The sequence below is a fragment of the Pseudomonas sp. KB_15 genome, assembly GCF_052114525.1.
Lineage (GTDB): Bacteria > Pseudomonadota > Gammaproteobacteria > Pseudomonadales > Pseudomonadaceae > Aquipseudomonas.
Genome location: NZ_JBFREX010000026.1, coordinates 25666 through 37960 on the forward strand (window position 1 = coordinate 25666; position 12295 = coordinate 37960).

The window sequence follows — 12295 nt, forward strand, 5'->3', positions numbered from 1 at the left end:
CTTGTCTTTGTTGGGCATCAACCCTTTAACGCGCCGGCAGTGAGGCCGGAAACGATTCGGCGCTGGAAGATCAGCACCAGAATCACCAGTGGGACGGTGACCAGCACCGATGCAGCCATCAACAACCCCCAAGGCAACTCATGGGGGCTGCCGCCGGAAATCAAGGCGATGGCGACCGGCACCGTGCGTTGGGTGTCAGTGAGGGTGAAGGTCAGGGCAAACAGGAACTCGTTCCATGCGGCGATGAAGGCCAACAAACCGGTGGTGACCAGTGCGGGCCAGAGCAGCGGCAACAGCACGCGGGTCAGCGTGACCCATGGGGACGCGCCATCCATGATTGCCGCTTCTTCCAGTTCATGTGGCAGTTGCCCCATGAACGTGGTCAGCACCCAGACGGTGAAGGGCAGGGTGAAAATCGTGTAGCTCAAGATCAACGCCAAGGACGTGTTGTACAGACCCAGGGCGCGGATCACTTCGAACAGCCCCGACAGCACCGCGACCTGGGGAAACATCGACACCCCAAGGACCATCATCAAGACCGTGCCACGCCCACGGAACTTCACCCTGCCCAAGGCATAGGCGGCGGTCACACTGAGGAGCAGCGCCAGCGTTACCACACACAGCGCAACCATCAGCGAATTACCGATAGCCCGCAGGAATGAGGCTTGATGGAGTACCGCCGCGTAATTGGAGAAGTCGGGGTTATCGATCCAGTAGCTCACCTCGAACAAGGCGGTGGATGGCTTCAGCGACGTCACGATGGCGTAGTAGAAAGGGAAGACCGCATACAGCAGCAACACCCCGATCAGACACCAGAACCCGAGGCGCAACAGCGTTTTTTTCAGCAGGCGCGGGCTCATGAGCGGACCTCCAGTTGACGGCGTCCGAGGTAGAGATAAAGCATGGCGATGACCGCAACGACCAGAAACAGCAGAGTCGAGGCTGCGCTGCCATAGCCAACGTCCTGGAACTCCACCAGGTGCTGACGGGCATAGACCGACATGCTCATGGTGCTCGAAGAATTCGAGGTCAGCACATAGATGACGTCGAAAACCCGCAGGGAGTCGAGGATGCGGAAGATCGCCGCCACCAATAGTGCGGGCATCAGCAGGGGAAGCGTGACACGCCAGAACACTTTCAGCGGATGAATGCCATCGACCCTGGCCGCTTCGTAGCAATCGCTCGGCAACATTTGCAAGGCCGCCAGCATCAGCAGCGTGACAAAAGGGACGGTCTTCCAGACGTCGACGATGATCACCGCCCACATCGACAGATCCGCATCTGCCGTCCAGGCCAGAGGGGCGTCAATCAGGCCGAGACTCAGCATCATGTGATTGATGATGCCGAACTGGTCGTTGAGCATCCATGACCAGATCTTCGCCGAGACAATGGTTGGAATCGCCCACGGAATCAGAATCAACGCACGCACCAAGGAACGGCCGGTGAACTTGATGTTCAGCAGCAACGCCACCAGCAGCCCCAATACGACTTCCAGGCCCACTGACACCACGGTGAAATGCAAGGTGTTGCGCACCGCGTTCCACCATTGCGGATCGACCAGGATGCCCGACCAGCTGGAGCCGTTGTGGAACAGATAATTGCTCAAGCCGACGAAGGATCCGCCACTGGTATCCGACAGGCTGGCGTCGGTCAGGCTGAACCAGAATGTGCGCAGCAGCGGCCAGGCCGCCACCAGGGCCAGACACAGCAACATCGGCGTCAGAAACAGCCAGGCGGCGCGTACCCGGCGACGTTGTACGGGCGTTTCCCTGGTGAGCAGGAACTCGTCACAGGGATCATGGGTAGTAGAGACAGACATGGTGATTTCCTTCCTTGTGGCTTACCAGTTCCGGCGTTTGATGCGCGTGAGTTCGCTTTCCAGTTCGGCCAGCGCCTGATCGACAGGCAGCTCGCCCGCCAGCACGCCATGCACTCGATCGAAGAACGCATTGGAGACTCGTGGATAGCGATCGGCGGTTATTGAGGCGGGGCGCATCACCCCATCGTTGAGAATGCTGTGCAACTGAGCGTAATAAGGCATTGCCGCGAGCAGTTCGGGATCCTGATACAGCGACTCGATCACCGGGTTATAGGCGGCAGCCAGAGCACGATGTTTTTGCTGTTGGGCACTGGTCAGGTAGCTCACCAGTTCTGCGGCAAGTTTTGGATGGGCGCTGTATCGCGACACCGCCAGGCCCCACCCACCGAGGGTGGAGGCATGGGTACCGGTCTTGCCGCCACGGGGCAGGGGAGCGACCCCGACCTTGTCTTTTACGGCACTGTCCTGGCTTTGTACCAAGGCCCAGACATAAGGCCAGTTACGCATGAACAGCGCATTTCCCGACTGGAATACGCCACGTCCTTCTTCCTCGGTGTAATTGAGTACGCCACGCGGGGAGATGTCTCCTACCCAGCTTTTCGCCAGGGTCAAAGCCGCGATTGAGGCCTGACTGTTGACCACGATGTCGCCTCGTGGATTGACCAGCCCGCCTTCCGGTTGGCTGCTGATCCACTCCAGCGCATTACACGTCAGGCCCTCGTAGGCGCGCCCCTGAAAGATGTAACCCCACACATTGGCGTTCCCGGCGTTGCGCTCAGCCTGTTGAACATCCTTTGCGGTAGAGGTCATTTCCTCCCAGGTATGGGGAACCTGCTTGTCGTACTTCTCGAGCAAGTCCTTGCGGTAATACAGCAGGCCCGAGTCGGTGAACCACGGCATCGTCACCAGCCGTCCGTTCACCGTGGCGTTATCCACCTGTGCCTGGAAGTAGCCTTGGGTCGCGTTGGCAGGAAGCACCTCGCGCAGATCCATCAAGTGTTTGGCCAGCATCCCTGGCCACACCATATCGATTTGAATGATGTCGATGTCGCTGGATTGCGCACTGAGGATCTGTTGATAGAACGACAACCTCTCGGTCGCCGAGTTAGGGGTGGAAACCACCTCGACGTTGTTGCCGGTCTGTTTCGACCACGCCTCGACAGCCTCCTTGCAGAGCTGCAACTCCGCACCCACCGCACCACACGAGATCGTTAAATCGGCTGCGCTCGAGAGGCATGGAAATCCGGCACAGAGGGTGAGTAGTGCGGCTGGAAGGAGAGATTTTAGCTGTTTCATAAAGCCCTCTTTATTTTTGTTTTTAGAAAAGTTAACGTTAACATCGCCAAATGTAGCAGCGTATTTGCGATGAGGCATCCTTTTTTTCGTCAATTTTGACAATTCACAATTGACGAAAAAAGGCCGCTCGCGGGAACGGAAAAATAAAAATAAAACAGGAAATTCACATGCAGAAAGCATCAAGCTGGCTACTCGCAGGCGTGCTCGGCACCTCGGCGGTAACCTCTCAGGCCGCGACTCTGGAAGAACGCATGGCCGCGTTTGAAGCCCGTGCCAGTGCAGCGGAAAAGCGTGCGGCCGCAGCCGAACAGCAAACCCAGGCACTCGCCAGGGAATTGCAGCAGATCAAACTTGCCACTCCTTCCTTGCAGCCCGCCGCATCTACTGCGGCAGTAATTTCAGCGCCCGCTTTGGATACCCGACTGGCAAAACTCGAGGCCCGTCAGCAAAGCCTGGAGAAAGAGGCCAGTACCGGACAGCTCACTGATGGGTTCAGCTTCAACGGCTACGCCCGCTCCGGATTGCTGATCAACGATGAGCTGGGCGGTGGTCGTGGCGGCCCTTATGCAACTCCTGCCGGTTCAGTCGGTGGTGCAGTCGGGCGACTCGGTAACGAAGACGACACCTACATGCGTATAGACCTGTCGAAAGAAATCTATGCGCAAAACGGCACCCGTTCCAAATTCACGGTCTCCATCGCCGACGGTGTGGAAAGCTCCAATGACTGGACGGCCGACGAAAGCAAACTGAACGTGCGCCAGGTATTCACAGCGCTTGACCATCTCGCTGCGTTCAAGGGCAATTCAGTGTTCGAGAACGCCACCCTGTGGGCAGGCAAGCGATTCGATAGAGATAATTTCGATATCCACTGGCTGGACTCGGACGTTGTCTATCTGGCCGGCACCGGGGGTGGAATCTACGATATGCAGATGAACAAGAATTGGCGTTCGAACTACTCTTTGATCGGGCGTAACTACGGGGATTTCAGTCAAGGCGGTATAAATGCCGATGTGGAAAGCTACATCCTGACCTCCAACCAGTTCTTCGAGGATGGTCAGTGGCAGTGGATGTTCAATGCCATCGGCGCAAAGAAAAACGATTTCGCTACCCGCACCAATGCAGCGGGTTTGACGCCTGCGGATTCCGGCTTGCACAGCATGCTGGCCAATCACCAGAAAAACTTTTTCGGCAGGGAAGGCTTCTTCAAAACGGCGCTGCTCTATGGGCAAGGTCTGGGGGCAGAGGTCAAGAACATCGGCTCAGATGGCGAACTCATAGACGATGCCCGCGCTCTGCGTCTGGCACTTTACGGTGAGACACCCCTTGCGCCCGACTGGCGTATCGGCCCCAGCTTGCTGGCAGAACAGAGCAAGGATAGATACGTCAAGGGTGACGACTACCGCTGGCTGACCCTGAATGTGCGCTTGGCCAATAAAATCAACAGCAATTTCGAGATGGCCTACGAAATAAGCTGGCAAACCATGAACCTCGACCCGAAGGACTATCTACAACGTAATGCGGTCGACGGTAACTTTTGGAAATTCACTGTCGCCCCGACATTCAAACCTGAGGTTGGAGATCTTCTTACACGTCCCGAATTGCGAGTGTTCGCAAGCTTCATGAACTGGTCTTCGGATCTGGACAGATTCAGTACCACAGACTCCTTTGGCATGACGGACTTCAAAGCCGGAGGTGTATGGCAATACGGTATACAAATGGAAACCTGGTTTTAATATTTGAACGCGTGCGGCCAACGTCTGCTTTGAGGTTGGCTATGAGAACTTCACTAACTTCAACAAACCCTGCCTTTCATCAAAGCGCATTGAGTAAGTGATTACCGGTCGAATCTGATCAGCCAGCGGTTCCCTACGACAAAAAATTGAGGAAATGACGATGGTATTGCCTCGCGCAGTAGTGTTTGGCGAAGCCCTGACCGATCTTGTCCAAGGCACTCCTGGACAGTGGATGGGCTACCCGGGTGGTGCTCCCTGGAACGTTGCACGAGCGCTAAGTCGCTTGGGTGTCAGCAGCGCTTTTGCCGGGTCGGTGAGCATGGATTCACTGGGTGACGAGATCGTTTCGCAGTCGGAAGCGGCAGCATTGGATATGAGGTTTATCCAACGGGTAGACCGAGATCCTTTGGTCGCCATCGTTCCATCGAGCCGTCCTCCAAGGTACTTTTTTGCTGGAGATGCCGATCTGTTTTTTGATCCGGATCTGATGCCAGAAGGATGGATCAACCAAGCAGAGCTGTGTCATTTCAGTTGCATCAGTTTGGCTCGACAGCCACTCTCAGACAGGCTGGTTAAAATTGCTCAGCAGGCCAAAGAAGCCGGTAAGCGGATTAGCTATGATCCTAACTGGCGCAATTTAATGGATAGCCATTATCGGGAGCAGACCTTCCCTACGATGACTGCTCTTGCTGACATGATTAAGCTTTCCGACGAAGATCTTCGGCAAATTTATCCAGGGCTGACCGAGCACCAGGCAATGGATGAACTTCGCGCTCTTAATCCTCAGGCACAGATCCTTTTTACCCGAGGGGAACACGGGATGGTTCTCCACACCCCGGACATCCAACTCGAGCAGCCAGCTATTGCCGTGAAAGTGGAAGACACGGTTGGTGCAGGAGACGCTTGTATGGCTGGTTGGTTGGCTGCGGAGTTGCTGGGGATCGCAGACTTGAGAGCGCGCCTACGATTTTCAGCGGCTTGCGCATCCATCTCTTGCCGCCATGCCGGAGCCCATGCTCCAGCGCTAGCTGATGTGGAAGGTTTGCTGCTGCTAAAACATACTTGACCATGGTTGCCGGCGCCGAGGGGTTGTCTAAGTAAAAAGACGCGGCGCCGACCCTGGCCATAAGCGTTGCTGACTGTAAAAATTACCGATAGCCAACGGTATTTCTACACATTCAGCGCGTTGGTGGCTGCAGATAGGTTGCTGATTCCATTCGATTGCGACAGCTTTTCTCGCCAGGCGCTGTACCGCGTTATCGCACAGGTAGAAGAGCTACGTCTTGATCACAATGAATCACTGAAAGTGGTAGGGGTGGTGGTCAACCAGTTCACCGGGCATGCCGGCCTGCACCAATCTCTTGTGAATGAGCTGTTGACCGAAGGATTGCCTGTGCTGCCGGTTTACTTAAGCAGCTCCGTCAAGATGCGTGAATCTCACGAAGCATCAGTTCCCATCATACATTTGGCCGGCGCTGGAGTTTGTTGGCTTGCTGGTCGCCCTGGAGCGGGCTGCTTAGCTTCATCGCGGATGGGCTGCTAAAAGGGGCCCCTCCAGCTGGCGTCAAATCAGCTGGAGCCGGTGATTCAAAACCAGTTCGTGCAACTGAAACACCGACGAAACATTCCGGCCATATGATTCGCGTCACCGAAACCTGGGAGGGTTGGGGATGAATCGGCCATCAAGAAGCATGCGCAAACTGCTCGACGCCGTTGCCTCTAATAATGAGGCAGCGGCGCTTGATGTGATGCGTGCTGCTGAACAGCTTCAAGATGAGGTGTTGCGCCAACGATTGCTCAACCTGATTCATCGGCTCAACCAGGATGCCAATGACTTGCGAATGGCGCGGGACGATATCCAGGGCGGAGCCATCAAGCTCGCGTGACCCGCGTCCACCACTTAAGCTCGGTCGCCTATCGTCGAGTCCTGGCTGATCAAGTGAGTTTGGTTTGAGTACAAAAGGCTCCTGCGAGGGCCCTTCGGCTATAGCTGCTAATGGGGAAAGGCAGCTATCGACTCAAGCGGACTTCACCCGATGGCCACTCTTGGTGAAATCCGAAGCGCATGACAGTTGATTCCGCCTGTAAGGAGTTATCAGTCGATTGACTTCAGTCGCTTACCCGTGCATTGAGCGTAATAACGGGGCCGAAAGTGAGCAGTGGACGTAGCTCTTCCATAACGCTGGCGACATGCTGGTTGCCGGCGTGTTCTTCGACCGCCTGCTGGTTTGTCCAGCCATCGATTATGTAAAACGTATTGGGTGCTTCGAAACTCTGATAGAGATCGTAATACAGGCAACCGGGTTCCGCTCTTGCCGGCTCGACAAATTGCAAAATCAAGGCTTTAACCCGCTCGGTGTTGCAATCATCGCAGCGAAGCTCGCAGATGATGTGCCGCTCTTCGGATTTGGTKCTTTGCATGTTCTTACCCTGGATGTAGAGGAACCCTTTGCGGGCGCTAAATAACCGATTCACTACCGGTCATTCGACGTACAGCGCCAGATTTGCCAAGCGATTTACTCGGAGAGTTTTTCGAATACTCCTTTGGCGATGGCTGCCGCCGACATTGCGTTCGGCCAGCTGGCGTAGAAGGCTAGATGCGTAATGATTTCAGCGGCCTGAATTTGGGTCAGGCCGTTCTCCATGGCTTTGTTCACATGAAAAGGGATTTGAGCGGCTTGCCCCACTGCAACCAGGGCTGCGACCGTGACCAGGCTGCGATCACGGGGAGTCAGTGCCGGGCGCAGCCACAGGTCATGGAACAGTACCGAAGTTGTATAGCCTGCGAGCGCGTCGAATGCAGGCCCGATCATCTGTTCTACCGCTGCCACGCGCATCTGTTCAAAGCCTTCGTCGACTGGGAGCATGTTGTCCTGTACATCCGCCAACGCGGTTGGCGCGATATCGCGGGCCTCAAATACGTCTTTGGCGATGGATGCCGCCAATGTGGCATTGCCCCAGCCTGAATAGAATGCCAAATGAGTGATGACTTCACTCAGTTCGGTGGGCGTAACACCATTGTTCAACGCCAAATCGAATTGGCGAGCCATTTCGGCTGGCTGATGCCGCGCAATCAAGGCGGCAACGGTCACGATGCTGCGATCCCGGGGCAGCAATTGCGGACGCTGCCATATCTCTTCCAGAAGCACGTCCTGGGTGTAGCGTGCAAATGCCGGTACGGCGAAGTTCGCTTCGTCTGACTTCATAGTGATTGATCGCTCGTGCGTGGAAAGTGGGAAAACGAGCACTTAGCGGCGCTCCCCAAAAGGATCGCCATCAGGCGCTGGAGAACGCTTAGCGGTTGATGGTCTTCATCATCTGCGCGTTGTAGCGCTCACCTTGTACGGGCATCTTGGCCAGAACCTCACTGAGTTCACGAAGGTCTTCTGCGGTCAATTGCACGGATGCTCCGCCTACGTTTTCTTCCAGGCGATGCAGCTTGGTGGTGCCGGGGATGGGCGCAATCCACGGCTTTTGTGCCAGCAGCCAGGCCAGTGCAATCTGGGCCGGGGTTGCTTGCTTGCGCTGGGCGATTTCACCGATCAGGGCGACGAGATGGTGGTTGGCCTCGCGGGCACCATCAGCAAATCGAGGCAGATTATTCCGTACATCACCGCTGGAGAACGTCGTACTGGCATCTATTTTCCCGGTCAGGAACCCTTTGCCCAACGGGCTGAAGGGAATGAATCCAATCCCGAGCGCTTCGAGAGTTGGGATTATTTCCAGTTCAGGCTCACGGGTGAACATCGAATACTCACTTTGAAGTGCCGACAGCGGCTGCACTGCATGGGCACGACGGATAGCGTCTACGCCAGCTTCACACATGCCAAAGTATTTGACCTTGCCCTCGGTGATGAGGTCGCGCACGGCCCCGGCTACATCTTCCATAGGGACATTGGGATCGACGCGATGTTGGTAAAACAGGTCAATGCAGTCGGTCTTCAGGCGCTTGAGTGATTCTTCCGCCACCTGACGGATGCGCTCAGGTCGACTGTCCAGCCCAGCGGCGGGATTGCCGTCCTTAAATCCGAATTTTGTCGCGATGACGATCTGCTCGCGAAATGGTTGAACGGCTTCGCCCACCATTTCTTCGTTGACTTGCCCATAGGCTTCTGCCGAATCGAAGAGGGTGACACCACGCTCAAAGGCCGCCCTGATGAGTTTGATTGCGTCCGCTTTGTCAGTGGCGGGGCCATAGCCGAATGTCAGGCCCATGCAGCCCAGGCCAATGGCTGAAACTTCGAGGCCGTTGCTGCCGATTTTGCGCTTTTGCATCATCCATCTCCTTTGAGGGTATTGGAAACCAACCCACAAACTGTTTGGTTATTGGGGATGCAGCTACTTTAAAAAGATCTGATCCATTCAAGAAGTGGCATACTGCGATAACCGGTATGAGATAAATTCATCATGGCGCAGAGCGATTTCAACAGCCTTGCGGTGTTCATCACCGTTGCGCGCGAGCGCAGTTTCACCAGGGCCGCGGCCCATCTGGGTGTGTCCCAATCCGCTATCAGCCATAGCATCCGTAGTCTTGAAGAGCGTCTCGGAATCCGCTTGTTGACACGCACCACACGCGGGGCGTCGCCGACCGAAGCCGGCGAGCGTTTGCTCGCCAGCCTTGTGCCTTACTACGAGGGAATAGAAGCCGAAGTCGCCGCGTTGGGAGAGTTGCGCGACAAGCCATCAGGGACTATTCGGATAACGTCCCACGACCATCCCGCATCCACCATTCTCTGGCCGAAACTCTCCAGGTTGCTGCCGGAATATCCCGACCTCACCCTGGAGATCAATATCGGCTACGGGTTGATCGATATCGTCGCTGAACGTTATGACGCGGGGGTGCGGATAGGCGATCAGGTGGCAAAAGACATGATCGCAGTCAGGATTTCCCCTGACTTTCGCATGGCTGTCGTGGGCGCGCCGAGTTACTTTGCCCATCGTGAAAAGCCACAAGTTCCCCAGGATCTGACCACCCATAACTGCGCGAACCTGCGTTTGCCCACTCATGGTGGCCTGTATGCCTGGGAGTTTTCCAAGGCGGGTAAGGCACTGCATGTTCAGGTGTCTGGGCAGATGATCTTTAACACCTCACCCCAGACAATGGCCGCCGCTCTGGAAGGATACGGGCTGGCTTATGCGCCGGAGGATCTTGTCCAGGCCTATGTCGAGGATGGCCGTTTGATCCGTGTTCTTGAGGACTGGTCGCCGACTTTTCCGGGATATCACCTTTACTACCCGAGCCGGAGGCAGTCCTTGCCAGCCTTCGCACTTGTAGCCAACGCTCTGCGCTACAAGGGGTAGGGGCATGGGCAGAGCCTTTATAGGTTGACGATAGTCATCGTTGATGACCAAGTGTTCCGACCAGGGTTCAAGTACAGCAAAGTAGAGGTATACCTGCTCAGTCTTTGCCCAAAAGGTGAGTACACGGATGACCTTTTTCCATTTCACAACCGGTCACTACTGAAAAGCCCATGAGCGTGCTGGATTCCATCAATGAGCGATGGGGTAAGCGTCTACTTGGCAGTAAGGTATCTCAGCGCTGCTGTCGGGCTATGGTTCGGCTAGCATCGCGTGCTGGCTGATCAAACGAGTTTGGTTTGGGTACAAAAGGGAGCCTTTCAAAACAAGGTTGGAGGGTCAGCAATAGACGCTCACATCTATGACGCCTGGACTGCTATTACCACTAAAGAAGGCAGACGCTCCTTCGGAATCATTGGCTTTCTTGTCATCGACAGGATTACTAGTGCGCCCGTTACGAGGAGTCCCCCGACGATACCAAATGCCCAATTGTAGCTACCGGTGGCGCTGATCACATAGCCGGTAGCAAAACCGATGCTACCGGCAATGACGAAAGACATGCGCCAGCCGAAAGCCGCGACAAGGGCTGCTAGCACCAAGGAACAAATGGCAGGGCCGGCATACGACCCACTGTTGAAAATAGCGGTGATCATGCCGCGTTCGGTGCTGGGTATCCATTCTCGAATGACCTTGGCGCCAACAGGATTGCTCACTGATTCACCTGCACCCATTACCAATCGTGCTGTCAGCAGGCTGGCAAAGCTTGAAGCTGCGCCAGTGAGCGCTGTTGCCAGCGACCATATGAAAATACCAAACCCACCCACGCGTTTGACTCCAAATTTGTCGATCAGCAGGCCGACAGGAATCAGGAACAGGGCATAGCTCCAAATGAAGGATGAGAACAGGTAGCCCATCCCCACTGACGTCAGATGAAATTCCTCTGCGATAGGTTTGGCCGCAATGGATAGAGCGATGCGATCCATGTAGTTGATCATGGCCAATGAAAACAGGAAGACGGCTATCCAGCCTCTACGGTAAGACTTGTGGTCACCATTATTGTGATTGTGGTGGTTGCTTAGTCGACGCACTGGCTAGTAGGCGTGGCTTCGTTGGCGATATTGAAATTTTTGTTCAATGGTTGACCTTGCGGAGGGAGGCGGTCAGTCCGATACAACAGATTTTTCCGCATATTTAATCCAGTTGCTGAGCTCCGTCACCATTTGATTGACTTCGCTACCCTCGGCTTCGGAGGGACGAATAATAGCGTTCCAGGCGATATCCAGGCCCTCATTCAGGGCGGCCCATGCAAGCTCGCCACGCTCCAGGCTGGGAGTTACCAAGTCCCGCTGCAAAATACTGATTCCGTACCCAGAACGCACGAGCTCGACGATGGCTTCGATCAACTCCACGGTGATCATACGGCGCGGCAAAATACTTGCCGGCGCGAAGAAGCGGTCATATTCCCAGCCGCTTGCGCGATCGGTTGAGTAGGTCACCAGGTTGTAAGTCTTGAAGTCCTCGGCGTAGATGTTTTCCCTTCCCGCAAGGGGATGGTCAGTGGCCATGATCGCGATTAAATCGTCGCGGAACAGCGGCAACTTGGCGACACCGCTAGGCACCATGCCGTCATCGATAATGGACACATCAAGCCGTCCTTGCATCAGGCTCGCGTACACGTCGTTACGAGGCACGGTCACCAGGGTAATTTCGATATCCGGGCGAAGACTTGAGTAATGCTTGATGAATTTTGGAATCCAGCGAAACGGGCCATAGGACGTAACGCCCATACGCACGAACGCTGTGACCCCTCCAGCCATGGATCGCGCCTCGGACTCTGCTTCGTTAAGTATCGCAATGATGTCTTGGGCGGCTCGTTGCAGACGCACACCCGCGGGGCTAAGTCTCAGTTTTCCGCCAGATCGTTCTGTAAGACTCACGCCTAGCCGCCGCTCCGCCTCCCGCATGCGATGACTGACCGCTGAAGGCGTGAGCCATAGACGCTCGGCAACGGCCGTTACGGAATCGACTTCCGACAAGGTTTGCAGCATTACAAGGTGATCCAGGGTGAGTCTCATAAATATCGACCTGAAAATAATTCACAAAATCGCGGAAAAATATGAGCGTGACTTGTTTTCTGTGTGGATGCAAT

The 12295-nt window shown here is 55.4% G+C and carries 12 protein-coding genes and 2 pseudogenes; 6 read left to right on the plus strand and 8 right to left on the minus strand.

Annotated features, from left to right (window positions below):
- Positions 1-17: 17 nt before the first annotated feature.
- The 3 genes from AB4Z35_RS19660 to AB4Z35_RS19670 are packed head-to-tail and all read right to left on the minus strand — an operon-like array spanning position 18 to position 3115.
- Positions 18-860 carry a carbohydrate ABC transporter permease gene (locus tag AB4Z35_RS19660; RefSeq protein WP_442098797.1) on the minus strand — a complete coding sequence of 281 codons (843 nt, stop codon included), beginning with the start codon at positions 858-860 and terminating at the stop codon, positions 18-20.
- Positions 857-1819 (minus strand): carbohydrate ABC transporter permease, encoded by a 963-nt coding sequence (locus AB4Z35_RS19665; RefSeq protein ID WP_104448094.1) that lies wholly within the window; start codon positions 1817-1819, stop codon positions 857-859. Before AB4Z35_RS19665 ends, AB4Z35_RS19660 begins: the two co-directional genes overlap by 4 nt.
- 21 nt (positions 1820-1840) lie before the next feature.
- The gene (locus tag AB4Z35_RS19670; protein WP_442098841.1) at positions 1841-3115 is read right to left on the minus strand and encodes an ABC transporter substrate-binding protein; all 1275 of its coding nucleotides are present in this window, start codon (positions 3113-3115) and stop codon (positions 1841-1843) included.
- 167 nt (positions 3116-3282) lie between these two features.
- Here AB4Z35_RS19670 and AB4Z35_RS19675 point away from each other — a divergent pair, with 167 nt between their 5' ends.
- From AB4Z35_RS19675 to AB4Z35_RS19690, 4 genes and pseudogenes are all read left to right on the plus strand, one after another.
- Positions 3283-4848 (plus strand): carbohydrate porin, encoded by a 1566-nt coding sequence (locus AB4Z35_RS19675; RefSeq protein ID WP_442098800.1) that lies wholly within the window; start codon positions 3283-3285, stop codon positions 4846-4848.
- Between the two features lie 160 nt (positions 4849-5008).
- Complete coding sequence (locus AB4Z35_RS19680) at positions 5009-5914, plus strand: carbohydrate kinase family protein (protein WP_442098802.1); 906 nt, start codon at positions 5009-5011, stop codon at positions 5912-5914.
- A 102-nt stretch (positions 5915-6016) separates the two neighbouring features.
- A pseudogene (locus tag AB4Z35_RS19685) lies at positions 6017-6368 on the plus strand (ParA family protein); the annotation flags it as partial.
- Positions 6369-6518: 150 nt separating this feature from the next.
- Positions 6519-6734: a hypothetical protein gene (locus AB4Z35_RS19690; protein WP_442098804.1), complete on the plus strand. Its 216-nt coding sequence runs from the start codon at positions 6519-6521 to the stop codon at positions 6732-6734.
- A gap of 223 nt (positions 6735-6957) precedes the next feature.
- Here AB4Z35_RS19690 and AB4Z35_RS19695 read toward each other — a convergent pair whose 3' ends face one another.
- From AB4Z35_RS19695 to AB4Z35_RS19705, 3 genes are all read right to left on the minus strand, one after another.
- The gene (locus AB4Z35_RS19695) at positions 6958-7269 is read right to left on the minus strand and encodes a putative quinol monooxygenase (protein WP_442098805.1); all 312 of its coding nucleotides are present in this window, start codon (positions 7267-7269) and stop codon (positions 6958-6960) included.
- Between the two features lie 95 nt (positions 7270-7364).
- Positions 7365-8096: a carboxymuconolactone decarboxylase family protein gene (locus AB4Z35_RS19700; RefSeq protein WP_442098807.1), complete on the minus strand. Its 732-nt coding sequence runs from the start codon at positions 8094-8096 to the stop codon at positions 7365-7367.
- A gap of 46 nt (positions 8097-8142) precedes the next feature.
- Positions 8143-9123 carry an aldo/keto reductase gene (locus AB4Z35_RS19705; protein ID WP_442098809.1) on the minus strand — a complete coding sequence of 327 codons (981 nt, stop codon included), beginning with the start codon at positions 9121-9123 and terminating at the stop codon, positions 8143-8145.
- 132 nt (positions 9124-9255) lie between these two features.
- Here AB4Z35_RS19705 and AB4Z35_RS19710 point away from each other — a divergent pair, with 132 nt between their 5' ends.
- Both AB4Z35_RS19710 and AB4Z35_RS19715 read left to right on the plus strand, forming a co-directional pair.
- On the plus strand, positions 9256-10149 hold the full coding sequence (locus tag AB4Z35_RS19710) for a LysR family transcriptional regulator (RefSeq protein ID WP_442098811.1): 894 nt from the start codon (positions 9256-9258) through the stop codon (positions 10147-10149).
- 45 nt (positions 10150-10194) lie between these two features.
- Positions 10195-10367 (plus strand): annotated as a pseudogene (locus AB4Z35_RS19715) (DNA polymerase V subunit UmuC); the annotation flags it as partial.
- Between the two features lie 138 nt (positions 10368-10505).
- Here the strand turns inward: AB4Z35_RS19715 and AB4Z35_RS19720 are convergent.
- Positions 10506-11234, minus strand: a complete 729-nt coding sequence (locus AB4Z35_RS19720) for an MFS transporter (protein WP_442098813.1) — start codon at positions 11232-11234, stop codon at positions 10506-10508.
- 72 nt (positions 11235-11306) lie between these two features.
- Positions 11307-12221 carry a LysR family transcriptional regulator gene (locus tag AB4Z35_RS19725; RefSeq protein WP_008001714.1) on the minus strand — a complete coding sequence of 305 codons (915 nt, stop codon included), beginning with the start codon at positions 12219-12221 and terminating at the stop codon, positions 11307-11309.
- Between the last annotated feature and the right edge of the window lie 74 nt (positions 12222-12295).

Excerpts from the sequence above, each read along its gene's own strand:
- AB4Z35_RS19675 (WP_442098800.1), top strand. The coding sequence starts at position 3,283 with ATGCAGAAAGCATCAAGCTGGCTACTCGCAGGCGTGCTCGGCACCTCG.
- AB4Z35_RS19680 (WP_442098802.1), top strand. The coding sequence starts at position 5,009 with ATGGTATTGCCTCGCGCAGTAGTGTTTGGCGAAGCCCTGACCGATCTT.
- AB4Z35_RS19670 (WP_442098841.1), bottom strand. The coding sequence starts at position 3,115 with ATGAAACAGCTAAAATCTCTCCTTCCAGCCGCACTACTCACCCTCTGT.
- AB4Z35_RS19710 (WP_442098811.1), top strand. The coding sequence starts at position 9,256 with ATGGCGCAGAGCGATTTCAACAGCCTTGCGGTGTTCATCACCGTTGCG.
- AB4Z35_RS19705 (WP_442098809.1), bottom strand. The coding sequence starts at position 9,123 with ATGCAAAAGCGCAAAATCGGCAGCAACGGCCTCGAAGTTTCAGCCATT.
- AB4Z35_RS19660 (WP_442098797.1), bottom strand. The coding sequence starts at position 860 with ATGAGCCCGCGCCTGCTGAAAAAAACGCTGTTGCGCCTCGGGTTCTGG.
- AB4Z35_RS19690 (WP_442098804.1), top strand. The coding sequence starts at position 6,519 with ATGAATCGGCCATCAAGAAGCATGCGCAAACTGCTCGACGCCGTTGCC.
- AB4Z35_RS19725 (WP_008001714.1), bottom strand. The coding sequence starts at position 12,221 with ATGAGACTCACCCTGGATCACCTTGTAATGCTGCAAACCTTGTCGGAA.
- AB4Z35_RS19665 (WP_104448094.1), bottom strand. The coding sequence starts at position 1,819 with ATGTCTGTCTCTACTACCCATGATCCCTGTGACGAGTTCCTGCTCACC.